Origin of the sequence: Streptomyces sp. NPDC058000, from assembly GCF_042886435.1 — a bacterium.
Classification (GTDB): Bacteria; Actinomycetota; Actinomycetes; order Streptomycetales; family Streptomycetaceae; genus Streptomyces.
On sequence record NZ_JBHVQS010000028.1, the window covers coordinates 62,282 to 78,336 of the forward strand.

The following is a 16,055-nucleotide window of genomic DNA, read 5'->3' on the forward strand; positions in this document are numbered from 1 at the left end:
GTCAGGTCTGGGCGGCGGGGAGGGTGACCTCGAAGCGGCAGCCGCCCGCGACGTTGTGGACGGCGGCCCGTCCGGCGTGGGCCTCGACGATGCCGCGGACGATGGCCAGGCCCAGACCGGCGCCGGCCGGTGGCGTGCGGGCCGTCGTACCGCGCCAGCCCGTGTCGAAGACCCTGGGCAGGTCGGTCTCGGGGATGCCGCCGCAGCCGTCGGTGACGGACAGCACGACGGTGTCGGCGCGGCGCTCCGCCGTCAGCGCCACGGTGCCGTCGGCCGGGGTGTGGCGGATCGCGTTCATCAGGAGGTTGGCCAGTGCTCGGGTCATCTCCTTGCTGTCGACTTCGATGGGGACCGCTTCGACGCGGTCGCCCACCAGGCGCACCCGGTGTTCCCGGGCGAGCGGGCCGACGCCGGCCAGTGCGTCGTCCACGAGGTCGTAGACCGACACCCGGGAGGGGGCGAGGGCCAGTACGCCGGCGTGGATGCGGGAGAGTTCGAAGAGGTCGCCGACCATGGTGTTCAGGCGGTCGACCTCGGTACGGATCTGGCGGTGGTAGCGGGCCGGGTCGTCCGCGACGCCGTCCTCCAGGGCCTCGGACATGGCCCGCAGGCCGGCGAGCGGGGTGCGCAGGTCGTGCGAGATCCAGGCCACGAGTTCGCGGCGGGATTCCTCCAGGGCGCGTTCGCGGTCTCGGGAGGCGGCCAGGCGGGCGCTGGTCGCCGTCAACTCCGCGCTCAACGTGGCGAGTTCGGCGGCAGCGGGGCGGTTGGGCGGGACGAAGGTGCCGCCCTCGCCGAAGTCGTGGGCGGCCCGGGCCAGTGCGCGGGAGTCGAGCACGACCCGGCGGCCCAGGGCGAGCGCGGTGACCAGGGAGACGACGGTGGCCACCGCGACCACGGTGGTGACCACGCTCAGGTCGTGGGAAGAGAGGAACATCGCCCAGGCGACGGCGAGCGTCCCGGCGAGCATCGCCCCGACGGCGACGGCCGCGACGACGGCCAGGGACACCGCGATCGAGCGGCGCCGCAACAGGTGCAGAACGCCGGCACCGAGGAGTCCGGCGCCGGCCGCACCGGCGGACGCGTACAGGGCGATGAGCAGCATGTCCCGCACGGTCACGGCCTCTCGTCGGGGTGGGGGGCGGATTCTTCGGGCCGGGGGTCGAAGCGGTAGCCCACGCCCCACACGGTCTGGATCAGTCGGGGGCGGGCCGGGTCGTCCTCGATCTTGGCGCGCAGTCGGCGCACGTGGACGGTGACCGTCGACAGGTCCCCGAATTCCCAGCCCCACACCTCGTGCATCAGGCGCTCCCGGCCGCAGACCTGGCCGGGGTGGCGGAGGAAGTAGCAGAGCAGGTCGAATTCGCGCAGGGTGAGGGCGAGTTCCCGGCCGTGGTGCAGGGCGCGGCGGGCCGCCGGGTCGACGTCGAGTCCGGCACCGCTCAGGGCGGGTCCCGGTGTGCCTGCGGTGCCTGCGCGGCGCAGTACGGATGTCACGCGCAGTACCAGTTCCCGGGGGCTGAACGGTTTGGTGACGTAGTCGTCGGCGCCCACTTCCAGACCGAGGATGCGGTCCTCCTCGTCGCTGCGGGCGGTCAGCATGATCACCGGGAGCGGGCCGTGGGACCGCAGTTCCCGGCAGACGGTCAGGCCGTCCATTCCGGGCAGCATCAGGTCGAGGACCACCAGGTCGGGGCGGTGTGCGCGGGCCGCGGTGAGGGCGGCGGGGCCGTCGGCGGCCCGGCGCACGGTGAAGCCGGCGCGTTCGAGGTAGCCGGCCAGGACCTCGGAGACGGTGGGGTCGTCGTCCACGACCAGCACGTTCTTCATGCGTCCAGCCTCCCATCCCGGTGGGGCGCAGCGTCGGGCCCGGCGGCCACACGGCGTCGACGTCCGTGTTTCGTAAGGTCTCGGAGCCCCACGGGGCGCTTCGCGGTTCGTACGGTGAGAGCCGTGAACGACTCGATGGAACAGCAGGTGGCGGGCGCTCCCGCCACGTCCCGTGCCGCGGCGCCGCGCCGTCTTCCCTCCCCCGGCTCCCCTCCCCCGGCCTCGCCCGCCGCAGGGTCGGTCGCCGTGGTGCTGCCGTGTCTCGACGAGGCCGGTGCGCTGCCCTGGGTGCTGGCGCGGATCCCGGACGGCTGGCAGGCAATCGTCGTCGACAACGGGTCCACCGACGGTTCGCCCGAGGTCGCCCGGTCGTGGGGCGCGACGGTGGTGAGCGAGCCGCAGCGGGGCTTCGGGGCCGCCTGTCACGCCGGGCTGCTCGCCGCCCGCGCGGACATCGTGTGCTTCTGCGACTGCGACGCCTCCCTCGACCCCGGCCACCTGGTGCCGTTCGTCGGTCAGGTGGTGGCGGGCGAGGCCGATCTGGTGCTGGGGCGCAGGAGGCCGCAGGCCAGGGGTGCCTGGCCGGTGCACGCCCGGGCCGGCAATGTCGCCCTGGCCCGGATGGTGCGTCGGCGCACCGGCTTGCGCCTGCGGGATCTCGGGCCGATGCGGGCGGCCCGGCGCGAGGCGCTGCTCGGGCTCGACCTGACCGACCGGCGCAGCGGCTACCCGTTGCAGATGGTGGTGCGTGCCGCGGACGCGGGCTGGCGGGTGGCAGAGCGGGACGTGGCGTACCTGCCGCGTACCGGCCGGTCCAAGGTGACCGGGACCTGGCGGGGCACCTGGCAGGCGGTCCGTGACATGCGCCGCGTGCTGGCCGAGCCTCCGGTGGCGGTGCGGGACGGGGTCGCCCGGTGAGCACGCTGCTCGTCATCGCCAAGGAGCCGGTCCCCGGGCGCGTCAAGACCCGGCTCACTCCGCCCTTCACCCCGCGGCAGGCCGCCGACCTGGCGCGCGCCGCCCTCGCGGACACGCTGGAAGCGGTGCTGCGCACGCCGGTGGACCGCCGGGTGCTGGTGCTCGCCGGCGCTCCCGGGCCATGGCTGCCGGACGGCATCGAGGTGGTGCCGCAGTGCGGCGGGGGTCTGGACGTGCGGCTGGCCGCGGCGTTCGCGGGCTGCACCGGGCCGGCCTTCCTGATCGGCATGGACACGCCGCAGGTCACCCCCGAACTGCTGGCCGCCGGGCTGGACTTCGCCGGGGTCGACGCGCGTCTCGGTCTCGCGGCGGACGGCGGATTCTGGGGTCTGGGCCTGAAGGTGCCCGATCCCGCACTGCTGCGCGGTGTCCCGATGTCCGTACCGGAGACCGGACGGACGCAGCGGCGGCGCCTGGTTGCGGCCGGGCTGACCGTGTCCGACCTGCCGGTGCTGCGGGACGTGGACACCGCGGCGGACGCGCGGAGCGTGGCCGGCCTGGTCCCGGGCAGTCGCTTCGGCGCTCTGCACACCGCACTGGCCGGGGTGGGTGTCCGATGAGGGCGGCGCGCACCGCGGTGGCCGGGACCGCTTCCGGGGCCCGGGAGTGGCACGCCGATCCGTACACCGATGCCCTGCGCACCGGCCGTGGGCCGCTGTTCCTGCGGCGCGGCGACGGCTGGCTGCTGCCCCTTGAGGTGGAGCGCTGGTGCGCCCCGCCGGACGAGGCCGATGCCACGGTGCTCGCCCGCTGCCGGGGCGGGGTCCTCGACGTCGGCTGCGGGCCGGGCCGGCTGGTGGCCGCTCTCGCCGCGCGGGGCCGCCCGGCGCTCGGCATCGACGTGAGCCGGCACGCCGTGGACCGGGCGGTGCGGGCGGGCGGCGCCGCGCTCTGCCGTTCGGTGTTCGATCCGTTGCCCGGTGAGGGCCGGTGGACGACGGTGCTCCTCATCGACGGCAACATCGGCATCGGGGGCGATCCTTCGGCCCTTTTGACGCGTGCCCTCGAACTCGCCGCGCCGGACGGCACGTTGATCGTGGAGACGGCCGGGATGGACCTCGACGAGCGGGTCGTGGTGCGGGTGGACGACGGCCGGGGCGGGCACGGTACGCCGTTCCCATGGGCCCGGCTCGGCAGCCGGGCGCTGCTGGCTTACGGCGGCCGGGCCGGTTGGGAGGCTGTCGAGCAGTGGCGGGTGGACGGGCGCCGGTTCGTTCAGCTGCGCCGGCGCTGAACCGTCCGCCGCCGCACGAGGAGCCGCACCCCGACGAGGGCCCCGGTACCGGCCGCTACGGCCAGTACCGACACCAGCCATCCGCGCGGGTAATCCAGCGGCAGGACCGAGGAGTTGGCGGGGGCGCCGGGGCGGAGCAGGGCCGGCAGGGCCACCGCGGTCAGGGCGCCCGCGGCGATCAGTGCACCGCGCACCGCACCCCGAACGGGTCCGGGCCCCCGTCGCCCCGCCCGGCCCGCGAGCGGTAGTCCGACCCCCAGCACCAGCGGCGCGAGCACCCCGTCGTGCAGGGCCACCGCCCCGGCCAACCAGAGCACTACGTGGCCCGCCCACCCGGTGCCCGTGACCAGGAGCACGCCCACCGCCATGCCGGTCGCGCCCAGGAGGCCCAGCGCGTAACGGATCCGTGTCGTGGTCACAGGACCTCCAGTCGGGTGACCCACTTGGTCTGGAGGACTCCGGGGCGGTTGGGTGCGATCAGGCGTGCGGGGTGGCCGTGGTCCAAGGAGAGCTCCTGGCCGTTGAGGCGTAGCGCCAGCAGCGTCAGCGGATCGGCGGCGTAGGTGGGGCCCATGTCCGTGACCCGGTAGGCGCCGTGGCGTTCCAGCGAGACGACGCGGACCCGGGCGTGGGGGTGGGCCCCGGCGTGTTGGAGGAGGTCGCGCACCCGGACTCCCGTCCAGCGGGCCGAGACGCTCCATCCCTCCACGCAGGCCAGCGGCAGTTGCACATCGTGCTGGGGCAGGGCCCGCAAGGCGGCCAGGCTCAGGTCGTACGGTCGGGGGCCGACGACGGTCAGCCGCCAGTCCGGGCCGACGGTGGTGATGCCGGCCGCCCGCGCCGTGCGGTTGACCGGCAGCCCTTGCGGCCCGTGGTCGGGGTGGCGGGGTGCGAGCAGGTCCAGTGTGCCCAGCGGGGTGAAGGACTGGCCCACGGTGGTCAGCGTCACGGCGCCGACCGCCGCCCCCAGTCCGGCCAGCAGTGACCGCCGGTCCGGGCCGTCCTCGGCCGGCAGCTCGCGCGTTCCCGGTGCGTTGCGGGTCCAATGGTCGCTGATCTGCGGCCACTTGACGGCGATGTGGAGCAGCACCGCTCCGATGAGGAGCCAGCCGACGGCGAAGTGCACGGGCACGAACGGGAACGGCCACGGGTACCACTGCACGATGTTCAACAGCCCGCTCAGCAACTCGAAGACCGCGCTCGCCACCAGCACCGCCACCGAGATCCGCTCCAGGGCGTGCCGTGCGGACCGCACCGGCGGCCACACGAAGAGCTTCGGATACACGGTCCACAACTTGGCCAGCAGCAACGGCAGCGCGGCGGTGCCGCTGGCCACGTGCAGTCCCTGGGTGAGTCGGTAGCCCCACGCGGGTCGGCTCGGCAGGTGGTCGACCAGCCAGTGCGGCGGGTGTTGGAGGACGTGGCTGAGCAGGCCGGTGGCGAAGCACAGGCCGACGGCCAGACCCAGCCAGCGGCCCACCACCGTCGCGGTCCGGGCATCGTGCAGCGGAGCGGAGCGGGCGGGCGCGGACAGCAGCCGGTGCAGCGGGCGGCGCGGTGACGTTTCCATGCCTCCCATCACACCGCCCACAGGCCGGTACGAGGGCCTTGAACTCCTTACGAAACAGGGACGGTGGGCCGTGCGCCCTCGGCACGGCCGGACGCCGCTGCGAGGCTGCAAGCGTGATCAAGCCGCGTACTCGTCTCCTCCTCGCCGCCGCCCTGACCGCCGCCCTCGCCGCCGCCCTGGTGTGGACGGTCGGCTACGACGGCTACCGCCGCGACCCCGCCGGGCTGTCCTGGCGGTACGCCGTCTGCTGGGCACTGTTCGCGGCCGCCGCCTGGGCCGTGCGGCGGGCCCCGGTGCGCCGGGCGGGCGCCCTGATCCTCGCCGGGTCGGCGATCGTGGCCGCCACCGGGCTCCTCGCCCCGCCGCGCACCAGCACCGACGCCTACCGGTACGCCTGGGACGGCCGCGTCCAGGCATCCGGTACCTCCCCCTACGACTACGCGCCGGCCGCCCCGGAACTCAGCCCGCTCCGCGACCCCTGGCTCTTCCCCACCGGCGCCGCCTGCGCGGGCCCCGACCGCGCACGTCTCCCCTCCCCCACCACCACGCCCCAATGCACCCGGCTGAACCGCCCCACCGTGCACACCATCTATCCGCCTCTGGCGGAGACCTACTTCTACGGCGTGCACCTGCTCTCCCCCGAAGGGTCCCGACTCAAGCCGCTCCAAGTCGGTGGCGCGCTGCTGTCCGTCGCCGTCACCGGGGCCCTGCTGCTGGTCCTGCGCCGTCGGGGAGATCCCCGTACCGCGGCCTTCTGGGCCTGGTGTCCGGCCGTTCCCGTCGAGGCCGTCAACAACGCCCACGTGGACGTGGTCGGCGTGCTGTTCACCGTGGCGGGACTGGGCACGGTGGCGCTGCGGCGGGCGCGCGGCGGCACGCTCCTCGGTGCCGCCGTCGCCGCCAAGCTGATGCCCGCCGTGGTCCTGCCGGGCGCCCTGTCCGGTGTGCGCCGCCCCCGCGACGCGGCGGCGGTGCTGCTGCCCGCCGCCGCCCTGCTCGCCCTCGCCTACCTCCCGTACCTGCTCACCTCGCACGGCTCCGTCCTCGGCTACCTCACCGGATACGTCAGCGAAGAGGGCTACGGCGACGCGTCCGCCGGCAGCCGGTACGCGCTGCTCCGGCTGCTCCTGCCGGATGCCTGGGCGCTGCCGGTCCTGGTGGTCGTCCTGGCCGCACTGTGCGGCTACGTCCTGTGGCGCGGCGATCCCGAACGCCCTTGGAGCGGCGCCCTGTTGGTGACCGGAACCGCCTTCCTGCTCCTCACCCCCGGCTACTCCTGGTACGCGCTGCTGCTGATCGGCCTGGTCGCCCTGGACGGCCGGTGGGAATGGCTCGCCGTCGCCGCGGCGGGCCCGGCCGCGTACGTCACGGCCCGGGCCTTCCAGGCTCACGGTGCGGTGGGGACCACGGCGTACGCCCTGGCGGCGGCCGTTGTGCTGCTGGTTTGGCTGGTGCGGCGCCGGACGACTGCCGTCGACTATCCGGCCCGCAGCACGTCGCAGATGGCGGCAACCACGTCACCGGGACGCGAGAGTTGGGGGAAGTGACCGGAACGCAGTTCGGTGACCTTCGCACCGGTCCGTTCGGCGAACCATCGTTGCAGTCCGGGGTCCAGGAGCTGGTCGTCGAGGGCGAGGACGTAGCCGCACGGCAGATCGTGCCAGGCACCGCGCCCTGAGGGACTGGAGAAGCACGTGTCGTGGGTCGGCTTCTGGACCGCCGCCAGCATCCGGGTCGTCGCCGCCGGCAGGTCCGCGCCGAACGCCACCCCGAACAGCTCACTGTCGAGGCTCGTCCAGCCGTCCTCGGCGAACCGGATCGCACCGGAGCCAGGGGTCCTCGCACCACGCCTGCTCAGTGCCGCGCTCGTCTCGGACGTGTCGGGGGCGTAGGCCGCGACGAACACCAGCGCGGCGACCTGCTCGTTGGCGTGCGCGGCCCCGGATATCACCGCCCCGCCGTAGGAGTGCCCGACCAGTGTCACCGGCCCGTCGAGGGCGGCGATCTCCCGCCTCGTCCAGGCGATGTCGTCCTCCAGTGAGGTCAACGGCAGCTGGACTGCACGCACTTGGTGGCCGGCGTCCTGGAGGGCGGGGATCACCGCCTGCCAACTCGACCCGTCACTCCAAGCTCCGTGCACCAGCACGACGTTCGCCATGTCCGCCTCCACATCGCAACTGTCCGCCGGCCGGCCCCGTGGCCGTCCTCGTCGCGGACGAACTGCCTTGCGGACACCAGTCAACCTTGCCGGGGCAACGGTTTCCGATCCGGAGGGCCGATCTGGCCACGTTTCGACATCACCCCGCGACCGGACGACGCGTTCCGACCCGGGACACCGGTAGCGAGATCAATGCACAGCACTGGGGGCTGCGGCGCGATGCCACAGCCCCCAGGCACTGCGTCGGTGAGGGGTCAGGCAGTTGGAGTGCGGCGGTCGATGACGGTGCGGAGTTTGCCGCTGGTGGGGGTGCGTTCGAAGGCGAGGGTGGGGGCGGTATCGACGGTGCAGGTCAGGAGGGCCTCCGGGCCGACCGCGGAGCCGAGTTCGGGGATGTGGGCCAGCAGTGCCGTGCGGGCGGTGTCCGGTTCGGGGGCGTAGCGCTCGTCGAGGCGGACAGTGAGGTGTTCGCGGCCGGTCCCATTGGTCAGGACGAGCTGCAACTCGCCGCGGTACCCGAGGTGTTCCTCGGCGACCTGGGTGAAGCGGCGGTAGTTGAAGTGGTAGGTGCCCATGCGGAACACCTCGCCGTAGCGGCCGAGGAGTTCGATGCGCGGGGTGTGGCTACCGCAGGGGCACACCCCGTCGACGGCGCGGCCCAGGTCGCCGATCTGGTAGCGCTCCAGGTGCTGACCCGCCCTGGTGCGGGTGGTGAAGACGAGCCTGCCCGGCTGGCCCTCGGGGACGGGGCGGTCCTCCTGCGGGTCGAGGATCTCCAGTGTGTGCAGGTCGGTCAGGACGTGGTGTTCCGTGCCTTGGGCGTGGGTGCACTGGTAGCCGAGCGGGCCAAGGTCGGTGCTTCCGTAGGCGGCGGAGCGGATGACGTCCACGCCGAAGGTTTCGGTGAGGATGCGGCGTTGTTCGCCCGTGAAGTGCTCACCGCCGTAGAACACCTTGCGGATGCCGCCGTAGGACCGCAGCCGCTCGGCCTGGGTGTGGAACAGCTGCCACAGGTAGGACGGCATCCCGAAGAGGGTGTCCACCTGGTACGTGACGAGGGCCTCCGCTATCGCCTCGTGGTCGGGGCCGGCGGCCATCGGGATCTGGGTGGCGCCCAGACGTTCGAGGATGGAGAAGAAGCTGATGAAGCTGCCGTACATGCCGCCGCAGTAGAAGAGGTTGGCGGCGCGGTCGTGGGCCGGTTCGAAGCCGGCGGCGAGCAGGCCGTGCGCCGACGCGCGCATCTGCGTGTCGTAGTCGTCGCAGGTGAAGACCGACAGGGCCGGCGCGCCGGTGGTTCCGCCGCTGCGGAAGTACAGCTGGGCGTGGTGCGGTGCGAGCGAGCGCAGTTGGGCCTGGGCCGCTGCCTTGTCCATCAGGGGGCCGGTGGGTGCGGCGGGCGGGGTGGTGGGTGCGATCAGGTCGTCCAGGCACGGGGTGGCGGCGAATTCCGTGCCGGTGGCTTGGACGCTGACCCGTCGGCTGTAGCGCTGGAGGGCGTAGACACCGTCGTGGGGTTCGCCGTGGTAGCTGTCGAGCATGGCGCCGAGCGGGGTGATCCGCTGGACGCCTGCGGTGATGAGCGTGCGGGACAGCTGGGCGATGTCGGCGCGGGTGCCGGCCACGGAGGCGGTCTGGAGGTAGCGGCGCATGGGCCGCAGGGTCGCGAGGATGTCGCGGCGGGGCAGCGGTTTGATCCAGATGGTGCGGTGGAGGGGGGAGGCGGTGAGGGCCGGGCGGGTGTCGGCGAAGACCCGCCAGCTCCCGTCGTCGGCGGTGATGACCTTGGTCAGGCCGAGGTGCTGCTCGGCCCGGGCGACCAGTTCGGTGGTGGTGATCTCGGCCTGCTCGGCTGCGTCGGCGCGGGCCGCGCTGTCGATCCGGTCAGCGTGAGAATTCCGGTCGGTGATGGTGGTCCGGTCAGGGCCGGCGGTCCCGTCCGCCGCCGCGTCGGCCGCGCCCCACGGGCCGGGGAACTTGGCAGAGACCTCGTCCAGTACGGCGGCGAACTGCTCCGCGAAGGCGAAGAGTTCGTCGCGGGTGGCGGCGGCCTCGGCGTCGCCGCCCGTTTCGACGTCCAGGTAGATGACCTGCGGGCTGGAACACGCCTGCTGCTCGGCCCGGCAGACGTCGGAGGCGAGCGCGGCGAGGGCGGCCCGGTCCGTGACGACCTCGCGGGTCAGGTAGGCGAACGAGATCTTGTGGCCCCATTCGACGAGCCGGCAGCCGGGCGGGATGAGGGCCGCGGCTCCTTGCACCGCGTCCTCGCCGCCCCATACGGCCACGGCGTCGGCGGGCTCGCACATCAACCGCATCAGGTCCTGGCGGCTGGAGGGAAACCGCAGTGCGACGATCCGGCGGCCGACGGCTCCGGTGGGGTCGGCGGCGGCCAGTTCGGCGAGCAGGTGCGGGGCGAGTGCGGTGTCGCTGCTGCTGGTCTTCAGCACGTTCATGTTGCCCGCGAGGAGGCCCTCGACCACGCTCAGCGAGGCGACCGCGGCGGCGTTGCCGGGGGCGATGTGGACGAGCAGGCCGACCGGGGCCCATGCCTCGTAGACGGTCTCGCGGGCGTCGGGGCGGGTGAACCGTTCCGGGCGCGGGCCGCCGAGTTCGCGCCGGAGTTTGCGCTCCAGGGCCGGCCGGGCGAGGGCGTCCGCGATCTCGGCGAGGGTGGCTGCGGCCTCCTCGGGATCGGGCGGCGTTGCGCCTCCGGGGCCGGTCAGCTGGGCCAGGAGTCGGGTGTGGACGGCACTGTGCGGCTGCTGGAGGGCGCGGCTGACGGTGTCGCAGGCGACCAGGACCGTCTCGGTGGACAGCGGCTCCGCCAGGGCGCGTTCGACGAGGCCCGGCAGCTCGGCGAGACGTTCGGCCGCGTCGGCTTCACCGATGAACTCGCCCTGCCAGAAGTGGAGTTCGCGGATCATCACATTCCCTTCAGGAGTTCTGCGGCGGCCACCGCACAGCTGCGGTTGCGGCTCACCCCGGCGCGGCCGTGGATCGTGAACCACGGGGTGTCCAGGGAGCAGGGGCACGCGTCCCCGGGGTGCAGGGAGGCCAGGTCGCCCATCACGACGCTCTGCGCCGGCACCGAGGTGATGTACGGGGAGACCAGATGGAGGTAGCCGGGTCGGTCGTACGGCAGTGGTTGCAGGGTGCGGGTGTCCCGTACCGCGGCGCGGGACCAGACCGGCACGTGCAGGCGGTGGTGGGTGCACTCGACGTACGGCACGCAGTGTTCGACGGAGCCGTAGGTGTCCCGGATCCGCTCCTGGGGGATGCCGAGTTGTCGGGTCACCTCGTCGTAGAACTCCTCCTTGGCGATCTGCCGGTCGGCGTGCCCCTTCCAGCCGCCGCCGAGGATGACCAGGGAGCCCGGCGGGAGCTGGAGCGGCGGGACGCCGGCGGCGCGCATGCGTTCCAGGGTGAAGTGCAGGAACGCCGGGAAGCCCAGGATCCGTACCGGCAGTCCGTCGTCGACGTAGCGGCGGAGGGCTTCGATGCAGCCGTGCACGTCGAAGGCGTGGCCGGTGCCGGTGTGCCGGAGGGCGTGGGTGGTGTGCCGGGCGGGTGCGAAGTCGCAGAGGTAGTTGTCGGTGAAGGAGGTGCCCAGGCGCACTTCGGGGGCCGGCTCGTAGCTGTAGAGGAGGTAGTTGACGGGCTGGTCGGGGGTGATCCACCCGTAGTGGTCGAAGATGCGGGCCACCATGCGCTGGGCGGCGCGGATGGTCCACCGGTCGTAGAACATCTGCGACTTCTGGCCGGTGGTGCCGGAGGAGGTGAGGTGCAGGAAGACCTCGTCGCGCGGGATGGAGAGCACTTCGTGGCGCTTGAAGAAGTTGGCGTGCAGGAGCGGGGTGCGGGTCCGCGCGCCGACGGTGGGCGCCGGAGCCTCCGGGGCGTCGTCGAGGAGGGCGCGGAACAGCGGGGAGCGCTCGGCGTGCCAGGCATGCGACTCGGCCATCGCGGCGGCGAACAGGGCGTCGGTCTCGGGGCCGGTGGCGTAGGGCGACGGGAGGTCGCAGAGGCGTTGGACGGTGGCGAGGGCCGTCGGGTCGGGGACCTCGACGGGGGCGAGATGCGGGTTCATCGGACAACCTCGTGCTGGGGCAGGTAGGTCGACGCCCAGGCGGTCAGGTACGCGCTGAGGTACGGCTGGATCAGCGGGCTGACGGCTGTGGTCCGGAAGTCGATCTGTCGGTCGGTGCGGGAGAGGACGACGTAGTCGTGGAAGCGGTCGTCGACCCGGCGCATGGCCGGGTAGCCGGCGCTGGGGACGAAGCCGGCGGAGAGGAAGGCGTGCAGTGCGGCGGTGTCGGACAGCGGCACCAGCGTCTCGACGTAGTCGGCGCCGGCCCGGGTGAGCGCTGTCATCAGCGAATCGAGGGCCCGGGTGGCGGCCGACGGGTACGGGTGCACGGCGACGAGGGCACAGCTGCTGGCCGCCGGATCGAGGTCGGCGTAGATCTCGAACTCGCCGTCCGGCGTCGTCAGTACCGTGTTCGGGGTACGCAGCGGGGAGTAGGCGCCCGCGGGGTCGGGGAACAGGTCGCGGAAGCGGCGGCGGACGAAGCCGGGTGCGGTGATCACCTCGATGGGGATACGGGTGCTGGGCCGGGTGGCCACGGGGGCGGTCAGGAGGGCGCCCGGGGACGGGTCGGTCGCCGGGGGGTTGCCCGGGTGCGGCAGTGGCGGAGCGATGTCCGCGTCGGCCAGGGGAAGGACCCCGGTGCAGGGGATGCCGATGCTCTCCTCGGCCGCTTCCAGCAGGGGCAGCAGGGCCCGGGGAACGGCGGTCACCTGTTCCCGGCGTTCGAGGACGCCTTCGGCGTAGCAGGCGAACAGGGCCAGGGTCTCGCAGCCGGAGACGTCGGCGGCGTTGGGCAGCAGGCCCAGCGGACGGTATCCGTTGCGGGCGACGACGCGTTGCGGCGCCTGGGTGACCATGCGGACGGTGGTGTGGATGGAGTCGAGGGTGCCGGCGGCGAAGGCGTCGGCGGTGACCGCGCCGGTCAGTCGGCCGGCCAGTCCGCACTGGCGTTGGCGTGGGTGGACCGCGAGGCCGACGAGCTTGCCGACGCGGTTGCCCGGGTCGGTCTGTACGACCACTGAGCCGACCAGTTCGCCGGTGTCCGTGCGGCGTGCGGTGAGCCAGTGGCTGTGCGGGTCGGTGATCAGGCGGTGCATCTCGGTCGGGTCGCTGCCGAGGGCCACCGGGTAACCGTGGCCGTACACCTCGAAGTACAACTGCCGGAGTTCGGCGATGTCCTGGGGTGCGGCGGGGCGGATGGTGGTGGTCATCGGGCCTCCCCCAGCGGCGTGCTGCCGGCGGGCGCGGGAGTGGGTGCGGCGGGGCCGGACGCGGCCGGTGCGCGTTCGGCGGCCTCCGGCGGTGCGTCAGCGCGTCGTCCGGTCCACCACAGCGCCGCGGCGAGCGGGAGGAGCCCGACGGCTTGGATCAGGCACAGGATCCGCGGTGACAGGTGGTCGCCGAGCGCGCCGAAGAGGAGGGAGGACAGCGGGAAGGTCGCGCCGAGCAGGGCCTGCATCACGGCGAAGAAGCCGGGCTTGTCCGCGGCCGGGACCAGTCGTTGGAACAGTGCGACGAACCGCACGCCGATGGCTCCTACGCACCAGCCCGCGACGACCAGCGCTCCGACGACCGCGCCGCGGTCCGCGATCAGGCCCGGCGTCCCGAGGGCCACGGCCAGCAGTGCCAGGCAGGCCCCGCCGACGGTGGTGGCCGATCCGGGCAGGCGCGCGCCGGTGAACGACCCGAGCAGGGTGCCGATGCCCAGTGCCGTCTCCAATGCGGCCGCCGTGGAACCGTGCGCGTGCAGCACGGCGCGCGTATACAGGGGCATGACAATGTAGAGGGCGGTGGAGAAGACGTTGACCGCGGCGAAGCAGAGCAGCACCCGCCGGATGAAGGGGTGGTCCGCCAGGATCTGACGGAGCGTCCGCCGGGGCGGTGCGCCGTCGGCCGGGGCGTCGCCGTCCCGCGCCGCGCCGCCCCGGGGGAAGCGGGTGACGGCCACCAACCCGGCCGCGACGAGGTACGCGCCGGCGCACCCGGAGACGATGCCCGTCAGGTCCCAGGCATCCACCACGAGCGGTCCGAACAGCCCGCCGGCCAGGCCGGCCAGTGACTGGGTGGCGAGTTCGAACCCGGTCGCGGCCTCGATGTCGGCGTCGTCGACGAGTTCGGGAACGGAGGTGGTCAGGCACGGGTCGAAGAGGGCCTGGCAGCCGGCCAGCAGCAGCGCGGCCCCGTAGGCCACCACCATGGGCGGCGAGCCGAGGTACGTCCATCCGGCGGTGGCGGCGGCGACCAGGCCCGCCACGGCGGCCGACGCACCCAGCACGGTGCGGTGCTGGCAGCGGGCGATGACGGAGGCCACCAGCGGGGCGAGCGCCACCGCGGGCAGCGTGCTCACCGCCAGGAACACCCCCGAAGCGAGGCCGCGGTCGCCTTCGCCGCCGATGGCGTGGCCGACCAGCCACCACACCACGCCAACCTGGAACATCCGGCCCGCGGCCTGGGTGAGGACCTGTGCGACCCAGACGGCGCCGAAGGCCCGATTGCGGAGGACCACCGGGAGACGGCGCGGGGTCGAGGTCGCGGTCATGAGTGCGGCCGTTCGTCGATGACCCGCATCAGCTTGCCGGTGCGCGCGTTGACGACGAGTTCGTCGTGCCGGACCCACTCCACGGCGATCGGGTGGATGCGGGCCGCGTCGACTTCCTCGGCGTACATCGGGCGGGCGGCGAGGATCTCCTTGGCTATGGCGGCGGCGAGGTGTCCGAGCTCACTCGGGCCCCCGGCACCATCGGCGGTCGGGTCTCCGTCCACCGCCAGCCGCAGGACCAGTCCGTCCCGACCGTCCCAGCGGCGCACCACGAGTTGTGTGCCGATCACCCGGCCGGTCGGGTCGGCGGCGCGCACCAGGTCGTACACGTCCTGGGTGTAGAGGGACACGGCGCCCATGCGCACGCCTTCCTCGGCCCGGCCGAGGATGCGGAAGTGCCCGGCGGCGGCATCGGTCCACTCCGCCCGGTCGCCGACGGGGTACCGGATGATCGGCATCAGCCGTCGGCGCAGGTCGGTGACGACGACGCGGCCGGCAACGCCCTCGCGGGTGACCGGCTCACCGGTGTGCTCGTCGAGGATCTCGACGACGGTGTACGGCGTGAACGCGCGGTGGACGCGGGGGTCGGCCCCCGGGACGGCCTGTCCGAGCAGCCCGGAGTCGACACCGGCGTAGCCGATGGAGCGGGCCTCCGCATGCGGGAACGCCTTGCGGAGCAGCGGCCGCTGGTCGTCGAAGAGTCCCTCGCCGCCGAAGAACAGGATCCGCACGTCGGGGAGTTGACGCCCGTTCCGCACGAGGTGGTCGGCGAGGCCGCAGAGTGTCGTGGTGGTGCCGGCGATGACGTCGACGTCGAATTCCGTCAGCGTGTGCACGGTCGATTCGAGCGGTGCGGCGCCGCCGATCGGCAGCCGGACGTTGGCGACGGGTGCCCGGTGGAGGGAGTCCAGGATGAAGGTGAAGCTCGCGTAGAGCTCACCTGCGTAGAAGAGGTCGGCGACCCGGTGTCCGGGGCGGAGCCCGGCTTCGACGAGTCCACTGCCGAACGCGGAGGTGAATTCCCGCCATTCTTCCCGGGTATAGACGGAGAACTTCGGCGCGCCGGTCGTGCCGCCGCTCTTGAAAACCACCGCCTCGTCGAGCGGTCCGGTCAAAAGGCTGTTGTTGCGGGGAGTGTTGGCTCGCCAGAATGCGTCGTGCGGGGCGACCGGCAAGTCCGTCAACTCGTCCAGGCGGTCCGGGAGGCCGGCGTAGAGCTCCCGATAGAAGGGTGAGTTGCGACGCACGAAGCGTATGAGTTCCGTTAATTGTTGAACGGGCATTGCATTCCTGTTTTTCGCATTCCGAAGAACCGGTACCGCGGGGTGTGCGGCACCAGCTCATGAGGTGGGGGCAGCGACGGGTGGTGTGGGAAAACCCGGTCAGGGTCGTTCCTGCGCACCTTTCCGCGCTGGGTACTTCGCTCAGTGATGGTATGTCATGGCCGAAGTGCCGACTAACGCACGGTGGGGTCGCAAACGGTATTTTTACCAACCGGGATCGCACTGGATGCCCTACGCATCCAACCGGTTCCACTATGCACGGTGACGTGCCTCACCACGTAGCTTTTCGGCCGGGCGCGGTACCGGTTTTTGAGCTTCAGTTGACTATTCTAGTAATTCTTGGGTCGAGTGCCTGGTAAGAGAATCAGCCTCGCGG

Annotated in this window: 14 protein-coding genes; 4 read left to right on the forward strand and 10 right to left on the reverse strand. The window is 72.8% G+C overall.

Going from position 1 to position 16,055, the window contains the following annotated elements:
* Window position 1: 1 nt before the first annotated feature.
* Together ACFVT2_RS25140 and ACFVT2_RS25145 are read right to left on the reverse strand one after the other, a co-directional pair.
* Window positions 2–1,114: a sensor histidine kinase gene (locus tag ACFVT2_RS25140; RefSeq protein WP_390021574.1), complete on the reverse strand. Its 1,113-nt coding sequence runs from the start codon at window positions 1,112–1,114 to the stop codon at window positions 2–4.
* Window positions 1,115–1,116: 2 nt separating this feature from the next.
* Entirely contained in the window at window positions 1,117–1,830 is a 714-nt protein-coding gene (locus tag ACFVT2_RS25145; protein ID WP_390021520.1) for a response regulator transcription factor, read from the reverse strand.
* 123 nt (window positions 1,831–1,953) lie between these two features.
* Between ACFVT2_RS25145 and ACFVT2_RS25150 the strand changes: the two genes are divergently transcribed.
* From ACFVT2_RS25150 to ACFVT2_RS25160, 3 genes are read left to right on the forward strand one after another with little or no spacing between them, the layout of a single operon-like run.
* On the forward strand, window positions 1,954–2,748 hold the full coding sequence (locus ACFVT2_RS25150) for a glycosyltransferase family 2 protein (protein ID WP_390021522.1): 795 nt from the start codon (window positions 1,954–1,956) through the stop codon (window positions 2,746–2,748).
* Window positions 2,745–3,368, forward strand: coding sequence for a DUF2064 domain-containing protein (locus ACFVT2_RS25155; protein WP_390021523.1), 624 nt, complete (start codon window positions 2,745–2,747; stop codon window positions 3,366–3,368). Before ACFVT2_RS25150 ends, ACFVT2_RS25155 begins: the two co-directional genes overlap by 4 nt.
* Complete coding sequence (locus tag ACFVT2_RS25160; RefSeq protein WP_390021525.1) at window positions 3,365–4,042, forward strand: class I SAM-dependent methyltransferase; 678 nt, start codon at window positions 3,365–3,367, stop codon at window positions 4,040–4,042. The genes ACFVT2_RS25155 and ACFVT2_RS25160 overlap by 4 nt, the downstream gene beginning before the upstream one ends.
* On the opposite strand, the gene ACFVT2_RS25165 is transcribed toward ACFVT2_RS25160, so the two are convergent.
* Complete coding sequence (locus ACFVT2_RS25165; RefSeq protein WP_390021527.1) at window positions 4,024–4,461, reverse strand: hypothetical protein; 438 nt, start codon at window positions 4,459–4,461, stop codon at window positions 4,024–4,026. The two genes, ACFVT2_RS25160 and ACFVT2_RS25165, sit on opposite strands and share 19 nt — an antisense overlap.
* Complete coding sequence (locus ACFVT2_RS25170) at window positions 4,458–5,612, reverse strand: molybdopterin-dependent oxidoreductase (RefSeq protein ID WP_390021528.1); 1,155 nt, start codon at window positions 5,610–5,612, stop codon at window positions 4,458–4,460. Before ACFVT2_RS25170 ends, ACFVT2_RS25165 begins: the two co-directional genes overlap by 4 nt.
* Before the next feature lie 113 nt (window positions 5,613–5,725).
* On the opposite strand from ACFVT2_RS25170, the gene ACFVT2_RS25175 reads away from it, so the two are divergent.
* Window positions 5,726–7,159 carry a glycosyltransferase 87 family protein gene (locus ACFVT2_RS25175; RefSeq protein WP_390021530.1) on the forward strand — a complete coding sequence of 478 codons (1,434 nt, stop codon included), beginning with the start codon at window positions 5,726–5,728 and terminating at the stop codon, window positions 7,157–7,159.
* Here the strand turns inward: ACFVT2_RS25175 and ACFVT2_RS25180 are convergent.
* The 6 genes from ACFVT2_RS25180 to ACFVT2_RS25205 form a co-directional block, all read right to left on the reverse strand.
* Complete coding sequence (locus ACFVT2_RS25180; RefSeq protein ID WP_390021531.1) at window positions 7,090–7,770, reverse strand: alpha/beta fold hydrolase; 681 nt, start codon at window positions 7,768–7,770, stop codon at window positions 7,090–7,092. The two genes, ACFVT2_RS25175 and ACFVT2_RS25180, sit on opposite strands and share 70 nt — an antisense overlap.
* 254 nt (window positions 7,771–8,024) lie before the next feature.
* A complete protein-coding gene (locus ACFVT2_RS25185; protein WP_390021533.1) occupies window positions 8,025–10,694 on the reverse strand; it encodes an acyl-CoA reductase in 2,670 nt (889 codons plus the stop codon).
* Window positions 10,694–11,857 (reverse strand): acyl-protein synthase, encoded by a 1,164-nt coding sequence (locus ACFVT2_RS25190; protein WP_390021535.1) that lies wholly within the window; start codon window positions 11,855–11,857, stop codon window positions 10,694–10,696. Before ACFVT2_RS25190 ends, ACFVT2_RS25185 begins: the two co-directional genes overlap by 1 nt.
* On the reverse strand, window positions 11,854–13,068 hold the full coding sequence (locus tag ACFVT2_RS25195; protein WP_390021537.1) for a GNAT family N-acetyltransferase: 1,215 nt from the start codon (window positions 13,066–13,068) through the stop codon (window positions 11,854–11,856). The genes ACFVT2_RS25190 and ACFVT2_RS25195 overlap by 4 nt, the downstream gene beginning before the upstream one ends.
* Complete coding sequence (locus ACFVT2_RS25200) at window positions 13,065–14,396, reverse strand: MFS transporter (protein WP_390021538.1); 1,332 nt, start codon at window positions 14,394–14,396, stop codon at window positions 13,065–13,067. Before ACFVT2_RS25200 ends, ACFVT2_RS25195 begins: the two co-directional genes overlap by 4 nt.
* Window positions 14,393–15,679, reverse strand: a complete 1,287-nt coding sequence (locus ACFVT2_RS25205) for a phenylacetate--CoA ligase family protein (protein WP_390021540.1) — start codon at window positions 15,677–15,679, stop codon at window positions 14,393–14,395. The genes ACFVT2_RS25200 and ACFVT2_RS25205 overlap by 4 nt, the downstream gene beginning before the upstream one ends.
* Between the last annotated feature and the right edge of the window lie 376 nt (window positions 15,680–16,055).